Annotated in this window: 16 protein-coding genes and 1 pseudogene; all 17 read right to left on the minus strand. The window is 37.1% G+C overall.

The window, feature by feature from the left end:
- Positions 1 to 693: 693 nt before the first annotated feature.
- Positions 694 to 3,621, minus strand: a complete 2,928-nt coding sequence (locus tag BN161_RS01465; protein ID WP_044262349.1) for a PL29 family lyase N-terminal domain-containing protein — start codon at positions 3,619 to 3,621, stop codon at positions 694 to 696.
- 444 nt (positions 3,622 to 4,065) lie between these two features.
- A complete protein-coding gene (locus BN161_RS01470) occupies positions 4,066 to 5,010 on the minus strand; it encodes a tyrosine-type recombinase/integrase (protein WP_044262350.1) in 945 nt (314 codons plus the stop codon).
- Positions 5,011 to 5,232: 222 nt separating this feature from the next.
- The gene (locus BN161_RS01475) at positions 5,233 to 6,690 is read right to left on the minus strand and encodes an aminoacyl-histidine dipeptidase (protein ID WP_044262351.1); all 1,458 of its coding nucleotides are present in this window, start codon (positions 6,688 to 6,690) and stop codon (positions 5,233 to 5,235) included.
- A gap of 185 nt (positions 6,691 to 6,875) precedes the next feature.
- Positions 6,876 to 6,986, minus strand: a pseudogene (locus BN161_RS30980) (ATP-binding protein); the annotation flags it as partial.
- A gap of 215 nt (positions 6,987 to 7,201) precedes the next feature.
- The gene (locus BN161_RS29670; RefSeq protein WP_167332476.1) at positions 7,202 to 7,300 is read right to left on the minus strand and encodes a smalltalk protein; all 99 of its coding nucleotides are present in this window, start codon (positions 7,298 to 7,300) and stop codon (positions 7,202 to 7,204) included.
- A gap of 72 nt (positions 7,301 to 7,372) precedes the next feature.
- Entirely contained in the window at positions 7,373 to 7,876 is a 504-nt protein-coding gene (locus tag BN161_RS01480) for an HU family DNA-binding protein (protein WP_044262352.1), read from the minus strand.
- 279 nt (positions 7,877 to 8,155) lie between these two features.
- Positions 8,156 to 8,380 carry a hypothetical protein gene (locus BN161_RS01485; RefSeq protein WP_044262353.1) on the minus strand — a complete coding sequence of 75 codons (225 nt, stop codon included), beginning with the start codon at positions 8,378 to 8,380 and terminating at the stop codon, positions 8,156 to 8,158.
- 16 nt (positions 8,381 to 8,396) lie between these two features.
- Positions 8,397 to 9,479, minus strand: a complete 1,083-nt coding sequence (gmd, locus tag BN161_RS01490; protein ID WP_044262354.1) for a GDP-mannose 4,6-dehydratase — start codon at positions 9,477 to 9,479, stop codon at positions 8,397 to 8,399.
- A 5-nt stretch (positions 9,480 to 9,484) separates the two neighbouring features.
- The gene (locus BN161_RS01495; RefSeq protein ID WP_044262356.1) at positions 9,485 to 10,240 is read right to left on the minus strand and encodes a glycosyltransferase family 2 protein; all 756 of its coding nucleotides are present in this window, start codon (positions 10,238 to 10,240) and stop codon (positions 9,485 to 9,487) included.
- Between the two features lie 15 nt (positions 10,241 to 10,255).
- Positions 10,256 to 11,206, minus strand: a complete 951-nt coding sequence (locus tag BN161_RS01500; RefSeq protein WP_081743601.1) for an NAD-dependent epimerase/dehydratase family protein — start codon at positions 11,204 to 11,206, stop codon at positions 10,256 to 10,258.
- A gap of 33 nt (positions 11,207 to 11,239) precedes the next feature.
- Complete coding sequence (locus BN161_RS01505; protein WP_044262358.1) at positions 11,240 to 12,298, minus strand: glycosyltransferase family 4 protein; 1,059 nt, start codon at positions 12,296 to 12,298, stop codon at positions 11,240 to 11,242.
- A gap of 124 nt (positions 12,299 to 12,422) precedes the next feature.
- The gene (locus tag BN161_RS27910) at positions 12,423 to 13,352 is read right to left on the minus strand and encodes a glycosyltransferase (protein WP_074435080.1); all 930 of its coding nucleotides are present in this window, start codon (positions 13,350 to 13,352) and stop codon (positions 12,423 to 12,425) included.
- A complete protein-coding gene (locus BN161_RS01515) occupies positions 13,312 to 14,505 on the minus strand; it encodes an O-antigen polymerase (RefSeq protein ID WP_074435081.1) in 1,194 nt (397 codons plus the stop codon). The genes BN161_RS27910 and BN161_RS01515 overlap by 41 nt, the downstream gene beginning before the upstream one ends.
- A gap of 24 nt (positions 14,506 to 14,529) precedes the next feature.
- The gene (locus tag BN161_RS01520) at positions 14,530 to 15,312 is read right to left on the minus strand and encodes a glycosyltransferase (RefSeq protein WP_394332279.1); all 783 of its coding nucleotides are present in this window, start codon (positions 15,310 to 15,312) and stop codon (positions 14,530 to 14,532) included.
- A gap of 376 nt (positions 15,313 to 15,688) precedes the next feature.
- Positions 15,689 to 16,861, minus strand: coding sequence for an alpha/beta hydrolase (locus tag BN161_RS01525; protein ID WP_044262360.1), 1,173 nt, complete (start codon positions 16,859 to 16,861; stop codon positions 15,689 to 15,691).
- 126 nt (positions 16,862 to 16,987) lie between these two features.
- Positions 16,988 to 18,115, minus strand: coding sequence for a phenylacetate--CoA ligase family protein (locus BN161_RS01530; RefSeq protein ID WP_125910712.1), 1,128 nt, complete (start codon positions 18,113 to 18,115; stop codon positions 16,988 to 16,990).
- 205 nt (positions 18,116 to 18,320) lie between these two features.
- On the minus strand, positions 18,321 to 18,896 hold a 576-nt coding region (locus BN161_RS01535), incomplete at its 5' end, for a NeuD/PglB/VioB family sugar acetyltransferase (protein ID WP_044262411.1).

Consider the following 18,896-nt stretch of genomic DNA (forward strand, 5'->3'; position numbering starts at 1 on the left):
AAGAAAGGGAATAAAGTTTAAACAAAAGCTGTTTTTTATATAAAAAAGCTTTCAAAGAGATATAAAAAAAGCGAGAAATACGTTTTCAGGACGTACTTCTCGCTTCATAAAGTCTAGTTCAAATGCTTTTTTACTTCTTCAGGGTATAACCCATCATCAACATCTCGTTCCGACCTACTTCGGCGAGAATGTTTCTCCATGTTTTAAAAATCTTTTTTTTCATAACCTTAAAAATTAAACTAATACCTAAAAATCAAATACACTCTCATAAAAAGGGGTTTAATAAATTGTAGAGTAACCCCAAACGTGCTTATCAGCTTCGCTGATGTGCTTAAAAATTTTCTTTAACATTTTCATTTTGTTATCCTCCTTAAAAATCTTATTATCCTATTGAAATCATGTTTTATAACACAAAAATAATACCTTTGTTCGAAACTTCGAGCGATACATTATAGAAAAGTATGTTTTATAACATATTTCTTGATCTACATCAAAAATAAGAAGATTAGACAAGGAGAAAATAAGCAAGAATGGCAGGAAATGAAACGAATGACAAGGCAGGAGACAAGATGGCAGAAAAAGAGTGAGGCCGCTTCCCACTGGAAACAGCCTCACACAACAACATTTTACTTTTCACGATGGTGAAAAAAAGGACTAGTCTTCACAGAGTAGTTGTATCAATTAACTGGTTTATTAATTCTTTCCTTTAATCGTAACAGGAATCTTGCATTCTACAACAGAAACATTATCAAATGTAACTGTAGCTTTTACAGACAATTTATAAGTCTTTTGCAACTCAGCACCCTTATTATTCCAAGAAACCTGACCTGTAGTATGATCAATCGTCAAATCTCCATAAGGATCCAATGCCGTCCAAGCAGCGTCTTTTACGAAGTCATAAACAATAGTCGGCTCTGCTACTTTTAATGCTTTACCAGCCTCAGTGAATTCTAATCTCTTAGTAGTAGCATTCCAACAATAAGCTTTCTGAGCAGTACCAACAATAGTCTTAACACATACTGATGGAGCAGTTTCACCTGTAACACCACCAATCTTATTACCATCCATTGTTACCGTTGCAGCATCACCCGGTTCAAACGGATTTTCGAATATGATCCAATAGTTATAATTACACCACTCATCGTTGACTAACTGCGTCTTATAAGTCATGTTATATGCTTCATAAGTCTTTGTCAATTCATGATCTAATGCCACAGTCTCATCTGTAGAGAATGAATACAAAGGAGTTACACCTTCAGTATTAGCCGCAAATTTGAATTCAAGACTCGCAATATTACCCTTCGTCTTATAATAATCAAAGATATTATCTTTATTCGACATGATTTCAAAATGTTCACTTACAGCTAATGCCAATTGCCAGTTACCATTAATCAGCTGTCCTTTCGTTACGATACAATCCTTCAAGTTAGGATTATTATCGTAGTTTTGAACATAATATGGTTCTGCATACTTAAAGATTGCACAATCTTCTTTCACATAAACTTTTTGCGTAAGGACGATATCGCCTCTTGTCTTGATGTCATCAGACTTGATAGTAAGAGTAACAATATATTCGGCACCCCAACCATTTACATCCATATAGCGATTTTCTGTATTGATTCTATTGTTTACACCAATCTTGATGTTAGAAGTTTGCGTATCACCTTGATTCAACAGAACTTGGAAATCAAAACCTGCCCCGCTATAAGCATACACATCACCCATCAGACCATTGCCGGTAATAACAACAATCTCACGACCAGAATTCTGCTCTTTCGTCGTCACTTTCACCTCATACGCATTAGTGTTACCACCATAGTAGTTCCAGAAAGTTTGTGAAGTCAAGCCAGTTTTACCATAAAGAACATTATTAACAGCTCTCCAATCCATTTCTCCAGCTGTAGTACTCATAGTACCAGATTTCAGAGCATGATATTCATACTGCTTAGTAGAACTGATATCTGCTGTAATAGGATCCGCATCTTCACCCGGTCCAGGATTATTCGCTGTAATAGACAGCTTAATATAAGAAGAAGCAACCATTTTTTTAGTACCTGCATTAGATGTCATGTAAGCATCCACACGTACGACCGGAGTTTTTCCGATAGCCGGTGTCAAACCATTTTCCAAGTTTGTTGCATTAACTTTAACAACGCCATCATTCAACTCAACGTACCACTGTTGATTTGTCTTCTGCGTATCATTTGATTTATATTCGGTAGGAAGGCTGAATTCATAGCTCATGCCATAGAAACCAAGTTCAGCCAAGAATTTCTTTTTGTCTGAAGAGTAAAGACCTACATAGTCTTTCAAATCAATATCACCATCATATTTGAATGAAAGATTAGCATCTGCACTCAGAGCAACGAATTCCTTAACAAAAGCATCATTTTCCGTAGCACCCTTGGTAGTCTTATTACGAGGATAAAATTCTGTCAGAGTTCCACCTTTCGTAGCCATACTGTCTACCAACAATGCATTGATAGCAGTTGATTTTACATGAATATAGTCAGAAGTCACAGCATTCTGTCCTACCCATACCTGCATAGCTGCAATATCTTTTTTGCTGCTGCTTTGCTTTGATGCATTAATAGTAGCATTCATTGCAGCAACTCCATTAGCAAATGTCGGTTCACCAGTTATATTCAGCAAATTAGTCAAATCACCAGCAACCGCACGTGTAGAAACGCCACGATTTACAAAACCGGCAATCGCACCTTTTACGTAAGCATCATCAGGATTCAAACGATAAAGCATAGCTACAACATTAGATTTATCCCAGTTGGTTTGAGCCACCAGTACCTTTGTAGTTGCATTATATTTAGTCTCATCCAAGTAAGTAGTCAAATGATAGAACGGATTAGTTGTAGTAGGATAAGCAACTTCTGAACTCATTACTTCAGGAATGAATGCTACAGATCCTAATTGTTTTCCTACATAGATAACGACTGTTTGTGCATCACCATCTACTCCAGATAAAGTCAGTGTATTACCACTCAATATGGCACTAACTCCGGCAGCTTTCCAGCTAATTTTAGTAGCTTCAACCAATTTACCATCCTGGTAAATATCAAAGCATCCGGTTTCTATGTTAGGATAATAGTATTTACCGTCTTTGCCGTTAATACCATCTTTACCATCTTCGCCATCCTTACCGTCTTCACCATCAACGCCATCTTTGCCGTCTTCACCGTCAACGCCGTCTTTACCATCTTCGCCATCTTTACCGTTTACACCGTCAACGCCGATAGCTTTATATTCTGTTTTTACGCCATCTTCGTACCAATAACCATCAGCACCAATAGTCCATGCCACAGCATTCTTACCGTCAACACCGTCTTTACCATCTGTTCCATTTGCGCCATCTTTACCATTGGTCAATTTGTAAGACTTTCCATCACTCAACACAATAGTAATTCCATCATTCGTGCTGTTTACAGATGTAATAACGGATCCCGACTTTATCAACGCTTGCAATTCGCCTAATGTCACATTGGTTGCATCAATCTGCTTCTGCAAACCGTCAATGTCATCATCGTAATCCTTACAAGACGTAAATGTCCCCGCAGAGCCAACCATTAAAGCCCCGAACAGGATTGCACTTAGAAATTTTTTGTTCATAATAAAAAACTTTAAATTTATAAATTTAAAAAAATAAAGAATAATAATAGTCTAATCAATAATCCTCATCTCATTATATACCGTTACTTTATAGGTAACGGCATTGTTGAATAAAAAGAAAAAAGCATGAAAAGACTCCAGGAAAAGTCTTTTATTAGTCAAATAATATGTCGAAACATGGGAGAGATTACCTATCAAACTAATTTGTAAGAAAAGAGTACATAGAATAGAGTGAGAAAGAGGAACATTTGATAAAACCCACTAAAGAAAAACACGATATTTCACTGATAGGCAACAGCATACACGCAATGCATAAGCTATAAGAAAGGAAATAGGAAAAACAACCGGAGAAAATATCCCAGGAAATTAGCTGATTATTTGTATTTCTAGAACAGTCAAATATCAGCGTTTTATAATGAAACTTTATAAAATCCGCCCCAATCTTTAGAAGACAGCAGCATGTCCTTTCACAAAAGAGATAACTTCTTGATTGGCTTGATCTATCCTTTGATTTTGAAAAGGCTTCAAATAAGTTTCCGTAACCTTGATAGATGAATGTCCCATCGCTTCTGATATGATACCCGGATGTATTTCACAATGATAAGCCATTGTTGCCCATGTATGACGAATAGTATACGTACTTAGATGGGCATGACTTCCCATCCATCTCTTCAATACAGACAATTTATAATTGAAAGCCCTCAATGCCGATTGATATTCATGATAGGCCGTTTCAGTGCCTTCAGGACTGGATAGGAAAGAGAATAAGTAAGGAGAATTCTGATCTGTATTAGCCACCATCCGAATCAACCTCATAGCCTCAGGCGTCAACGCCACCGTCAATGGTCGACCGGTTTTCCGCCGACGGTATCTCAGAATATTATCCTGAATATCCGCCTTACGCAAATACACCAGATCAACAAATGGGATTCCCCGCAGCAAAAACATAAGTGCGAATAGTATCTTTGTTTTTTGTACATCTAAAGGCAAAGTGCCATTAATGGGTATTTTCTCCGTTTCACAAAGTAAGTTACCAATATCAGAAGCATCCAAAGATCTCCTCTGATCAGCACACACACTTGTATGCACATGTCTGAAAAGCCTTGGTATGTATAAGGCATAACCATTATCTACTGCCCGGTTATAAACCGCCCGGAGCACCTTCATATAAGTAGATACCGTATTCCAGCTACATCTTCGCTGGCGCAAATAAATTTCGAAACGTTTCAAAAGGTTCGAATTCAATTTGCAGAACGGTATATCCTTATTATTAAATGCAAAGAAAGAATTCCGCGCGCTCCGGTATACATGTGCAGTGCCCCACTGGCCATTTGCACGAAGTTCCAGAATAGTGGAGGATAGCATCTCCAATAATAATTTTTGTTTCATAATTGAATGTTTTTTGAATACAATTACTCTTTTTTTAAAGAATTATAGAAAAAAGAACAGCTTTATTTGCACATTTATGGAAAAACACTTATGTTTGCACCATATTTTGTGCCGTTACCTATAAAGTAACGGCATTTTTTTAAATAAAAATATCAAATAAAAAAAGCGGGGAGAATGTTCTAAAAAACATTCTCCCCGCTTTTAAAATCTATAGATATTTCTCTATTTCTCAGGTGTCTGTTCCAGTGTTGCTACCAGAAAATCGTAGAATTTAGAAACTGTAGGAATTAATGCACGTTCATCCGGTGAATGCGGAGAACGCAGTGTAGGTCCGAAGGAAATCATATCCAAGCCCGGACAATTAGCACCAATAATACCACATTCCAAACCTGCATGGATTACTTTCACAGCAGGTTCTACTCCAAACTGTTGCTTGTAAGACAGCTTCATAGCATGTAAAATCGGAGAATCCACATTAGGCTGCCAGCCGGAATATCCTCCACTTAGTTCTACCTTCATACCTGCCATGGCAAAACAAGCCGTCAAACTGTCTGCCAGGAATTCTTTCATCGTATCGCAAGAACTGCGTGCCAGAATACGTACTTCCGCTTTACCACCACCAATGATAACTATTGCTAGATTAGATGAAGTTTCCACGGTATCGGGCACTGTAGGAATCATACGCATCACGCCATCCTGACAAGCCATCAGCACATTAATCATATTGTCCTGAATTTCAGCAGGTACAATAGCTGCAGGAAGTTCAATCGGCTCTATCGTCAAAGTAATGCCACTTTCAATTGGAGCATATTCCGCATTGATTTGCGCCTCATATTCTTTAATATAGTCTTCCAGCCCTTCCGTATCTTCCGGATTGAACACCAATACAGCACACGCTTCGCGAGGAATGGCATTACGCATATTTCCACCTTCGAAACTTGCCAGCTGAGAATCAAATTCAATCAGCACATCATGTGCCACGCGAGCCAAAAGTTTATTGGCATTACCACGTCCCTGATTTATTTCCAGACCGGAATGTCCGCCACGCAAACCTTTCAAGGTAATCTTACGGGCCACAGAATCAGCAGCGGGCGCTTCTTCCTTATATTCCAGTGTAGCCGTCAGGTCAATACCTCCGGCACAACCGATATAAAGTTCGCCTTCATCTTCCGAGTCAAGATTCAGCAAAATTTCCCCTTTCAGTGTCCCCGGTTTCAAACCGAAAGCACCATACATACCTGTTTCTTCATCCTTCGTAATCAAAGCCTCCAGCGGACCGTGCTTCAAGCTATTATCTTCCAGCACTGCCATGATAGCAGCAACACCCAGACCATTATCAGCCCCCAGCGTTGTACCTTTAGCTTTTACCCAATCGCCATCGACATAGGTTTCAATAGGATCTTTTGTAAAATCGTGAACAGTATCATTGTTCTTCTGAGGCACCATGTCCATGTGCGCCTGAAGAATGACGCCTTTGCGGTTTTCCATACCCGGAGTAGCTGCCTTACGAATGATAACATTGCCTATTTCATCGACAAATGATTCTAAGCCCAAGCCTTTCCCAAAGTTTACAAGGAACTCTGTTATTTTCTCCATGTGTCCGGACGGACGGGGAATTTGAGTCAGCGAATAAAAATGCTTCCACACATTCTGTGGAGCTAATTGCAAAATTGTACTCATAACGTTTAAAAGTTAGTTTTCGCAAATATACATTTTTATTCTTAAACCATGCAATAAATACTGTACGAATTAAATCTATCAAAAAGTATACTTACATTCAACTTTTTATTTTTCTTTCTGCAATGCCTCTTTCAACATTACTTTATCCAGAGTTTCTTCTTTGACTGGATCATGCGTAATGCACACCGGATCACCCCTTTCCGTTTTTCCGTATCTGCTCCGGCTAGGATAAAAGAGGCAGTCTCACCAGTTGGCAGAAAACCTCCATGCGACAAGCCTTTCCAACCATTTATCTGTATGCAATGTATTCCGTACCACAGACTGACGAATGTAATCCAACAGTTCTTTCGGTCGGAAGAAGATATGGTTGTAGAGCATTCTTTTTCGTACACTTTCCGGCAAAGTATTGTCTGCAATCCACTCTATCTATATCACCCCGAAATCGAAAAAACGGTGAGATATAGTCCATCAAACCATATTCCCACCGTTCATTTCCATAATCACGATATTTTTATGACATATTCATCGCATTAGCCCCCAAAGCTCCTAATATAGCCGAAGCCACTGCTATTACAATTTTCAGAATCTTATTCCAAACCGTCTTCTTCATTTTACTTTTTACTTTGTGTTTTTAATCCCCAATAGGCTGCGCAGCCCCAACTCTCAATTCTCAACTCTCCACTTACCCAAGTGGATTCTCATCGAGGCCTCCGTCACCACCGGCATTTCCTCCGTTACCATCATCAGCACCTTCATTTCCATCAGTAGCAGTTCCACCCGTCCACTTTTCAAATTCCACACCTTGCCACAATGCACGCGTGGTTCCCAATGCCGCCGGACGCGTATATTCGGGAGTAAACATGAAATGCAGGGATGTCACCTGATTCGGATTCACATCCTTCTCATTATCTACCCCCTTGCCGCGTGTCCGCGCAATCACGGTAAATGTCCCTAAACCATCCAAACGAACCGTACGGCTATTCAGCAGCTGCATCCGCATCACCGACATCAAGTTCCTGATTACATTGTGTACATCACCCGGCGTTGCCGAGCACTTCTCAGCTACCATCTCTCCCAATTGTTGCAAACTTACAGCTCTTCCTACTTTTTTCAATGTCAGGTGCCACTGCTTAACCCCATCTTTCGTTTTCAACTGCGATTGTCTCGCATAATACAATAAAGGCATAATCTTTCTCCTTTTACATTTTAGTTCAACTTCGTTTTACTTTTTCTTGTGTTGGCCAACAATGCAAAGGTGAGGATATATTCAGGAATAGCCAAAGAAAACAGGATAACCAAGACGGTTATTTCAGAGTTTATTATAAAGCACTATAGATAAAGTATTTGTCTACAACAAGCACAAAGCATAAACCAATTATCATAATAAAAAACAGCCGGAACCACTCCTTATTATAGAGTAATCCCGGCTGCTGCCTAAAACAAAGTAACCGCTGTTACCTGTCGTTTATCTTAATATTTCTCTCTTACGAACCTGTAACGGAGCGCCCAGTTCCTCCCTCTCCAGTACTTCCAGCCATCCACTTTGTTCCAATTCGAAAAGAGCAGGATATACCCGTAACTTTTCAGCACCGGAATTCTGAATGATCTCCTCTACGGAAACACCTTTTGGAAAAGATGCAATATAATCGGTGATCCGCTGGGTATCAATAATCTTATAATTCACATCCATCAATTCATACCTATTATCATTCTGTCATTTGACTCTTGATATATAGCTTCTTTACAAACCTCATATCATGTGTCACCATTATCTTTACTAATTCAGAAAAACTCGTTTTTATCGGATTCCACCCAAGCAATGTTTTTGCTTTTGTCGGATCGCCTAACAACTGTTCAACTTCGCAAGGACGAAAGTATTTCGGATCAACCTCAACCAATGGTTTGCCCGTCTTTACATCAATTCCTTTTTCATTCACACCTTCACCTTCCCAACGTAGTTCAATGCCAACCTCTTTAAAAGCTAAAGTTGCGAACTCACGAACCGTATGCATCTCACCGGTCGCTATCACAAAATCTTCCGGAGTGTCATGCTGTAGAATCAGCCACATACATTCCACATAATCCTTTGCATACCCCCAGTCACGAAGCGAATCCAGATTACCCAAATATAATTTATCTTGAAAGCCTTGAGCTATACGGGCAACAGCAAGCGTTATCTTTCTCGTCACAAATGTTTCGCCTCTACGCTCGCTCTCATGATTAAACAAGATTCCATTTACAGCAAACATTCCATAGCTCTCCCGGTAATTTTTAGTAATCCAGAATCCATATTGTTTTGCTACTCCATAAGGACTACGAGGATAGAAAGGGGTTGTCTCCTTTTGAGGGACTTCCTGCACTTTCCCGAACAGTTCAGAGGTAGAAGCCTGATATATCTTCGTCTTTTTCTCCAAACCAAAAATACGCACCGCCTCAAGCATACGAAGAGTACCAATGGCATCAGCTTCCGCAGTATACTCAGGTACATCAAAACTGACCTTCACATGACTTTGAGCCGCAAGATTATATATTTCATCCGGCTTCACCAGTTGAATAATCCGAATCAGTGAACTACTATCCGTCATATCTCCATAGTGAAGATTTATTAAACGGTCTTTCTTCATATCGCGCACCCACTCATCCAAATAGAGATGTTCGATACGTCCTGTATTGAAAGAGGAAGAACGGCGAAGAATGCCGTGAACCTCATATCCTTTTTCTATTAAAAATTCAGCAAGGAATGAACCATCCTGGCCGGTTATACCTGTTAGTAATGCTACTTTTTTCATATATTCTATTTTCTAACAAATTCTATCAACTTATAAAAATACCTCAAAGACAAAAGTAATATATTACTCCTCACGCCATTTTCTCTAAAAGCACGAAGGTGTTCTCTCATTATACAGCAATGGCTTTGCAACCCATTTGTGCTAACCCCTCCTATTCTCATTGTCACCATATCCAAAGGTAAATACTTCAAAGAGATGCGATGCACATAAATAAAACGCAGCAACAAATCAAAATCCGCCGCAATCTTAAAATCTATTTTATATAGTCCATACTCATCAAAACAACTCTTCCTGCAATAAAAAGTAGGATGTGCCGGCATGAAGCCCAGCTTCATCAATGTAGGTCTAAATATTTTAGATGAATAATATCGAATGGAACGATTCAAATTATTCGCCCTGACAAAATGTACATCCCCATAAACTGCATCTATTTCTGTAATAAAACTATTGGCTACCTTTTCAACTACTGTAGTAGAAGTAAAAAAATCATCAGAATTCAATATTCCCACAATATCACCGGTCGCAATTCTGATTCCCTTATTGATAGCATCATATAGTCCATTATCCTTTTCACTTATCCATTTCATTCTCCCTTTAAAGTAAGGTTCATATTCTTTTATGATATCCACTGTACCATCTTTTGATAAGCCATCCACTACAATATATTCAATCTCCTGATAAGACTGGGTCAGAACAGATTTGACAGTATCACAAAGGGTAGAACTACTATTAAAGGTAGCAGTTATAAGAGATATTTTCATCATGACTTAAATAACTTAAGCTAAACGCAACCAATCCAATGTTTTACGAACTCCTTCAATACGAGAGTATGGCGGCTTCGGAGCCAATTCATAAGTATCAGACAGGTCTATAATATTATCCGTTGTCATATTTTTAAGTCGGAAAGAAGTCATAGGGAATCTGATACCCAATAATTTCAAACAATCACCTACATATGCAACAATTCTCAACAGGCAATAAGGTACCCGTTTTATCTTAAACCCCAATTCTGTTGCGATTTCATTTCCCCATTCTTCAATGTTTGTAGCAGGATTGTCGCCTATATAATAAACTTTCCTGTTTTCGTCTCGCGTATCATTAAATAAGACTTGCTCTATCTGATATACCGAGTTGCCTACGTAACCATAAGTTTTGGTACAACTTCTATGACCGATATGAATATAACGACGCTTAAGTACCATATCAAAAAAGTTTCTATAGGGTACACCAAACCAAGGTCCCCAAATCGAAGTAGGTCTAATAATAGCCCAGTCACACATTGGTTTATTGCCCCACACAGCCTTTTCTGTCTCAACTTTACTTTCTCCATATATAGTTGTAGGAGCATAATCAAACTGATCCTTAGGATAGTAACCAGTATGACATACAAGCATAGAAGAAGTTATCACTATTTTCTTTAATGAAGCAAGTTCACTTGCTATTTTCATCAGGTTGCATACTCCCACAACATTAGCCGCATAATCCCCTAATTCTTTCCCGTCCAAATCTGTTCGGGCTGCCAGATGCAAGATATAATCAGGATTAAACTCGACTACAACCTGTCTAAAAGCTTTCAGATCAGTTATATCAACTTTTATCCAAATATCACTCAATGATTTAATCTTAGGAGGTTGCAGATCAATGCACAAAATGTCAAATCGCTCTCTAAACGCTAATACCACATTAGTACCTATAAAACCAGAACTACCGGTTATCAAGACTTTCATTATATTATACTATATTATTTTACCTAAAAAATATTACTCTGAAAGATTCAATCTATCCATCATTCCCTTATAAAATATCAAATGGTTTTCAGCCATTTTCTCTGAAGTAAAATATTCATAAGAACGTTTATATGCCCTCTCACCTAAATCTTCTTTCGCTTCATAAGCTTTCTCTATAGCGTTTTTTAAAGAGCCTGTATTGTTCAATTCAAAAAACGAAGCCTCATCATTTGGGAATATTTCATAAAAAGAAGGCAAATTAGAACATACAATAGATTTCCTTGCTAAAGCAGCTTCAACCATAGACAAGCCAAAACCTTCAGAATGGGATGTCATAACATAAATATCAAAATAGGGCAAATAATTACGAGGACTTCTCTGATATGGAAAGAAAAGCACCCTATCCGCTATACTTAAATCAATAGACATTCGTTTCAACCGTTCAATGTCAGGGCCTTCCCCAATAATAACAAAAGCATACCCTGTGAGCTCTGGTAGTACATTCAAAATCTGATCAAGTCCTTTTCTTCTTGTAACAAAAGCATAAGTGCCAAGCAGTTTGTATCGCCTTCTTATACATCTTAGCTCATCAACAAGAATATCATCTTCCTCTCTCTCAAAATTAGTAGGACATCCATTATAAATAGTTATAACATTCGTGCTAATCTTCTTATTATAAATATCCTTTAATTGATTTGAGATACTTACTACCGCATCAAACCGAGATTGCAACCTGCACCAATACCATGTGAATAGCCTTGACAACAGAAAATTATACTGATATCTAAAACTACGATAAGTATCTTGATGAAGCGTCGATACTACTACGGCTCGATGAATATTTTTCTTCCATTTTACGACATACTTGTCCGGTCGCAGACAGTGTGAATGTATTATATCGTATTTGTCAAAGTCAATAGGTTCATTCATCAATATACGGCGAGTGGCGCAATTAAACGACATGCCTTGCAAATCATCAAAATAAAAGACATCAACCTCACAGCCATGCTGTATCAGGTAATCCGACAACGACTTGACAACAATGATTGGACCTTGATTCCGTAAAGAAGGAAGGATATATGCTATCTTCATTTTTTAGCTAATTAATGTAATAAGAAAGAGGAATAGGGAACAGCATAGAACCATATCATTATATATAGAAAAGAGTATACCAACAAATACACACCCAAAAGAAAGAACATCATGCATCTGTTTTTCAGAGAGTAAATGCCCCAATATATCTCCTTATCATCATTTTTAACAAAAGCAGAACTGTACTTTTATTAAAAGAATACCGATACTTCAGAATCAGATAAAAACGATGAAAAACACCGAGTTTCGGTAAGGCCAAATAGACTTCAAACAATTTTTTATCGTTCCGATTCATTATAGTAGCATAAGTCTGAAGAAGAGAAGATATTCCTTGATAGTATTTGGGATCAACAACTGGAATCCGATAATTCCTTATAGTCAGTTTGATTCGTTCTATTAAGTTCTGAGCCTGGTGAGGAGTAAAATTAAGTTCATGTTGCCTATATAAGAAGAGAGGTTCCTTTATATATTCGATTCCATTGCTTATAATTCCTGCAAACATCAGGACTTGATCATGCATAGCTATATACGAATGCTTGCGGTGGATAAGATTTCTCATTTCCATATTAAAGATGGAAGCACATCCCTGAATTCCCCCGTTTATAAAAAAAGCATCTTTTGCCTTATAACAATAAAATGGAGTAGAAGTCCTACCTATTAAATTCCCCCGCAAAGGATACCAATCATAAGCATTTGAATATACGACTTGAGGTTTAGTATTATCTTTCGAGGCAATAGTAGCTAATAGTATCTCCAATTTACAATCAAACCATACATCATCTTGATCACAAAAACAAACGAAAGGAGACTCCACATACTGCAATAAATGCATAAAATTATACCCTGGACCCAATTTGGTAATTCCATCATCACAATAAAATATACGATGCTCCCTTGAAGCAAACGATTTAATAATGAGAACCGTTTCATCCGTAGAACCATCATCATGAACAAATAATCGCCAATCACTATGCGTTTGTGCAATAATTGAAAGTATTTGCTGACGAATATATTTAGCACCGTTGTAGGTAGCCATTAGAATGTCGATTCTCATAGATGCGTTGTTTATAAAACATTAAATAGACAATAATGAAAAGTTGCAATAAAACAGAAAAGAAAGTGAATATATAATCTGCAAAAAATTGGAATATCAGAGTATAAAAGTACACGGCATAAAAAATCTTCCATCGTATTTTGTTTTGTTGAATCCCCTTCTTATAAAGAATCCCCCAAAACAAGCCCTCTATCACTGCAAATACAGAAATTCCAAGATATCCAAAATCGGCAAAAGGAGCACTCATTACGGTATAGACATTCGTAAGAACAGGAACTTCTACCCATCTATCTCCACCAGAATAGATCACAAAATCAAGCCCGAAAAGTTTATTAACAAAAGTCAAGAAGAAGCGATAGGTTCCTCCCACTTCCAAATCTATCTTTCCATTTAGAGCTAAATCAAAAGCCGGTAATGGAGAAAGAGCATAAACGCTAAGAAACTGGATCAAATCAAACTCATCATTATTATTGTAGCTCCTATACACTTGAACAGAGACAATAAGAGCAAAAAATACTGCCAAAGCAATTACTGATTTTTTCCAATCGAACTTTCCTTTATAATAATTGATTATAATAACAATAAATATAACTTGCGCAAGTATTGTCTTAACACTCATCAAAAAACAGCACGCAAAGAATATCAAACCAAATAAATATATTTTATTTTTATTTATAGCTTCTCGTTTTAAACAAATTATTGCAAAAAGCACCAACGATATTTGGTTTACATAATTCATTGCGGTAAAGAAAAATGGTAAATCCCCGGTCGAACTTAACATTAAGAATTCTTTATAATAACCCACTGAGGAAAAATTGTAAAGCCGATACAAATAATATATATTTACAATAATTAATATATTGAGTAGGAGATTCACTCTTTTCGTACTAATTGGGCAATAATTGATTTGAGTCTGTACATATTTAGAGCGAAAACAGATTAGTGATGCTAGGCAAAAAGGTACTCCCCACAAAAGAGTGGCAAAATAAAATCTATCAGATAAAGGATAAAGACCATGATCCAATACATTATAAAGAAATAGTAATAAAGCCCAGGCAACACTCACTACAACGGCCGGATAGATAATCCTTCTCGTTCGATAATAAGAATAATAAGCCATAAGTGCAAATACACATACAACCACCCAATTCATATAACCACAAAAAGTTTCATAATGTTATGAGAATGCAATCTGAAAAAGATATTTCAGCTTATCAAGTTGTCGCCAAAATCTACGACCTACGAATCGTAATACATAGCATTTTCGTTTTACATTAACAGAAAAACTAGACTTATCCAACAATGTACAGAAGAATAATTGTACTTCATATCCAGATAAGCCAAAAAAGAATCCTTTATTCTCATCTTCACTATGACTGGCAGATCCAGGAAAAATGCGGTAGACAGCTGTTATATCGGGTATTTTGTATATTTTTCCTTTTGTAGACATCCATATCCACAAAGGATAATCCCCAAGTGGCCATTTCGGTAATAACTTAAATAATTTACTGTTATATTCCAGTATTAGATCTTTTCTACATAAAGCCGTAAGTGTTGCAATCATATTTCTATTATATAACAAATCATCCAAAACAATCACATTTTTATTTGTAAGAGGAGAATATCTCATCTTACCATTTTTTTGTATATAATCAATACAATTGGCACAACACATACTATATTCAGGATTTGCTTCCAATACATCAACTTGCTTTTGGAGTTTCAAGGGGTCTATCCAATAATCGTCGCCTTCGCAATAAGCTATATATTTCCCCCGCATGTGCGCATCCATTATACGTCTCAATGAGCCGTTATGTTTGGAATACTGGTTCTCCGTTTCATAAAGAGGCTTAATTATATTGGGATATCTTTCTGCAAACTCTTTTATAATCACTGCCGTCCCATCAGTAGAAGCATCATCATGAACTATGACTTCGAAACGAAAGTTTGTTTTCTGCATCACGAACCCCTCCAAACATTGACGGATATACAGTTCGTGATTATAAGTGCAGCAACGTATGCTAACCAATAAATCGTAATTCACTGTTTGTTTTCTTTTAACAACTCGTTTGTTTTAAAATATTCATCCATATACGAGAATAACTCTGCTTTTTCCCAACCTGTTTGTTAGATTGCAAGACATCCCAACTGCCAACTGCATTACCTTCTACCATAAGCCATCCTTTATCGCTGTAAGCGATATCCCAAGCTGTCAAAGTTGATCATTCTTGACAAGTCGCAATTCTATGTATCAATGAAAGGGCTTCATCCCATTCAGGTAGTTTTTGCATCCTATTATTTGTATCCCAGTATTAATTCTCTATCATAAATCAGCCTTACTTCTTCCTAAAAAAATCATACGATAGAAATTGATATAACAATCGGCTCATTGTAGCACCGTCATGCCCCCCATTCATATATTCAACATACACATTATCAACTCCGTTCTTAGTTAAAGTATCACTATACAATTTCGCTCCTTGATCGACTATAGAATCATTAGTTCCTCTACTTATAAAGGTAAAACATTCTGGTGAATTGGGAAGAATAAATTTATCAGGGTCTCCAACCAACATTAAAAGAGCCTGACTGGGACCGAAGGCACCAACATAATGAAAAGTATCTAAACCACGAACCGAATAACAAAGCCAATCATGATATAAAACCGCATAACCGCCCATGGAAAGACCACCTATAGCTGTATTTTCCCCTCCATCCTTAACCGAATAAGTTACCATCATATAAGGCAACAATTCCTCGACTAATATTTTTCTATATTCTCTATATTTTTTTCTTCTTTGCTCTTGGTCATCACTGCTGAGAAAAATATCTGGGATAACGGTGATACAACTTTGCATTTTATCTTCATGTATCAAATTTCCGATTATGAATTGTGCTCTATAGTTTATCCATTCTTCAGATGTTCCACCCAAACCATGATATAAAAATAAAATCGGATATTTTTCATTCGGATTATACCTAGGCGGTAATAAAATACTAGCCGTACGCGCAACATTCCCAGGTACAAATTTTTCATGCATCTTCAATGCTCCATAATCAACATTCTGCATTTGCTGATTATAAAATTCAGGAATACTATTCCCGTCTATTGCAATTACTTTATTTTGTTCTATGACAAAATCGCGAATTGTTTCTATATTATTTATTTCATCATCCGAAATATTTTTGACTGAATGCCAATCAAAACCTGCAAGGTTAAAATCATTACAGGAACGAATATGACTCTTTGTATTATTAGTATTGAAATAGATTGCATCTCCAGTAGCCTTTATCAATCTAGTATCTTCAGATAAAGGTTGACCTATACATACATTTGAGAACTGTTCCATGCTTATCTCTTTCACTACATCCTTACCAGCATATAAAGACTGGTATACCCGAATACTAGGGATAAGATGCAGTTTCCCTCTTTGCACTAAATACATTTCTTCCTTTTCAGAAACTCTCACTACGATTCCATTGTCAAGCAAAGTTTTTGGGGTTTTCATTGTTTTTTTATTTTTTGCATAATAAATATTTTTACTCAAACTAATCTTGTAAGATTACCAAGAATACACAACTCGATTTCACACCTATGTAAGCACTCTTACTTCGTTTTTAATTATTACTTAATATTAACAATGAGAATTTTTCCACTGATTTATGACCGACTTTCTTTTTCCTGAATTCAAAACAGGAATATCATCCACATATTCAATACGAATATCAGAATCATTTCCCAGCAGTCTTTTTAGCAGTGTTAGTATTTCATCACTTAATGTTTCTTCCAATCCGCTTTTACAATTGACAGCTAACTTTAGTACATAATGGGCTGAAGTTTTCTGAATAAACTGCCATTGACGGATCATCTCATAATTTTTCAGAATACGGGCTAAAGCCATTGGAAAAATCGGTTCACCCTGAGTGTTGTAAATCATGTCCAACCGACGACCATACAATTTTGAAATATAAGGATTTTGGGTTGTTTCATCCAACTCCATTATGCAATTGTCTCCATTATCATATCGAATAATCGGAAAAGCATAATTAAACAAATCTGTAATCACTAATCTCCCAAGCTCCCCATATTCAGCTGGTTCATCACTATCGAATTTCAAGACCTCAAAAAAATATCCAGATTCATTCAAAAAGAATCGCTGTTCATTATCACCCACACGTTCCTGTGCTAAAATACCATTTTCTTCATTAGCATATTGAGATATAATGGGACAACCTATATTCTTTTCAACTAGTTCACGAGTAGAGTCAAACAATGTTTCACTACCTGCAATAACTATTTTTACAGAAGGTAATTTCAAATGATGCTCACCTACATAGTGAGCCAATAAATCGAAAGAAGAAGCATATCCACGCAAACATTCAGCCCGAACGCTCCGTATAGTCTCACATAACATCTTCAAATTTATTTCATTCAAATTAGAAATATCAAAGGGTACTATATTTTCCCAAAAAGACTGACTGTTAGTTTTGTTTTGCCATTTGGTCCAAATACGAAGTTGCACCAGCTTATCATGCGATTTGAAACCAACTATTTTACCAAAATACTTCAACTCGGCCAAGCGACGTTCTCTTTTTCTGGTATCAAAGGGAACGGCAAAAGGAGTTCCCGTCGAACCGGAGGTTCGCTGAATATGATATTTACCACCATACTGCCACGGGTTATCTATCTCTGATACAAAGATTTCGTCATAATGTTCCTGCAAGACTGATTTATTCACTACAGGATAATCTTTCAGTTCCAAAGATTTTATATTTCGATAAAATCGGGTATTCTTCACTGCATGTTGCAGTAAATCCGCCAACATCCGCTGCCTTAGGCACTGAGCTTGTATTCTATGCTCTTGAATATATCGTATATTTATGTAGTGAGAACGAATTCTACCTCCCCGGAAAAAATCCCTGATCCAAAAATGATAACGTAAAACACTCGAAAGAATAGTCATATAATCAAATTTCACGAGCCGGATTTCCAGCTACCCGTTTATTAGGTTCTACATTTTTGGTTACCACAGCCCCTGCACCGACTAAAGCTTCTCTACCAATATAGGAAACCTTACCGGAAATAATCGTTGCACCCGAACCAATAAAGGCGTAATCTTGCATGGTTACATATGCCCCCAGTACTACATTACTGGCTACAAAACAGTGCATCCCCATTCGACTTCCATGAGTAATAAGATCATTAGAGGAAACAACACTGTCATCACCGATAATCACATCAGGTGAAATCACACTATTAGCATGAATAATTACACCTTGTCCTAATTGGGCGTAACGGGATACAATCGCAGAGGGATGAACAATCGTAGGAACAATACCAGCACTATCTCGGAGCCTACTATAGAGCAGAGCTCGGATTTTATTGTCGCCAACACTAATAGCAAATTGTTTATCGGATAAATCCGATGCAAACAACTCTTCATGAGTTCCCAGTATTTTATATCCAAAGTACAATTCATCTGTCCGGCCTTTTTCATAATGATAAAGACCCGCTACATTATACCCGCATCTTTCAACTAAGTC

Origin of the sequence: Bacteroides timonensis, from assembly GCF_000513195.1 — a bacterium.
GTDB classification, from domain to species: Bacteria; Bacteroidota; Bacteroidia; order Bacteroidales; family Bacteroidaceae; genus Bacteroides; species Bacteroides timonensis.

Coding starts and splice junctions, on each gene's coding strand:
- BN161_RS01525 (WP_044262360.1), bottom strand. CDS start 16,861: ATGAAAACCCCAAAAACTTTGCTTGACAATGGAATCGTAGTGAGAGTT.
- BN161_RS01520 (WP_394332279.1), bottom strand. CDS start 15,312: ATGCAGAAAACAAACTTTCGTTTCGAAGTCATAGTTCATGATGATGCT.
- BN161_RS01480 (WP_044262352.1), bottom strand. CDS start 7,876: ATGCCTTTATTGTATTATGCGAGACAATCGCAGTTGAAAACGAAAGAT.
- BN161_RS01470 (WP_044262350.1), bottom strand. CDS start 5,010: ATGAAACAAAAATTATTATTGGAGATGCTATCCTCCACTATTCTGGAA.
- BN161_RS27910 (WP_074435080.1), bottom strand. CDS start 13,352: ATGAGAATCGACATTCTAATGGCTACCTACAACGGTGCTAAATATATT.
- BN161_RS01485 (WP_044262353.1), bottom strand. CDS start 8,380: ATGGATGTGAATTATAAGATTATTGATACCCAGCGGATCACCGATTAT.
- gmd (WP_044262354.1), bottom strand. CDS start 9,479: ATGAAAAAAGTAGCATTACTAACAGGTATAACCGGCCAGGATGGTTCA.
- BN161_RS01465 (WP_044262349.1), bottom strand. CDS start 3,621: ATGAACAAAAAATTTCTAAGTGCAATCCTGTTCGGGGCTTTAATGGTT.
- BN161_RS29670 (WP_167332476.1), bottom strand. CDS start 7,300: ATGAAGAAGACGGTTTGGAATAAGATTCTGAAAATTGTAATAGCAGTG.
- BN161_RS01515 (WP_074435081.1), bottom strand. CDS start 14,505: ATGAATTGGGTGGTTGTATGTGTATTTGCACTTATGGCTTATTATTCT.
- BN161_RS01500 (WP_081743601.1), bottom strand. CDS start 11,206: ATGAAAGTCTTGATAACCGGTAGTTCTGGTTTTATAGGTACTAATGTG.
- BN161_RS01505 (WP_044262358.1), bottom strand. CDS start 12,298: ATGAAGATAGCATATATCCTTCCTTCTTTACGGAATCAAGGTCCAATC.
- BN161_RS01475 (WP_044262351.1), bottom strand. CDS start 6,690: ATGAGTACAATTTTGCAATTAGCTCCACAGAATGTGTGGAAGCATTTT.
- BN161_RS01495 (WP_044262356.1), bottom strand. CDS start 10,240: ATGAAAATATCTCTTATAACTGCTACCTTTAATAGTAGTTCTACCCTT.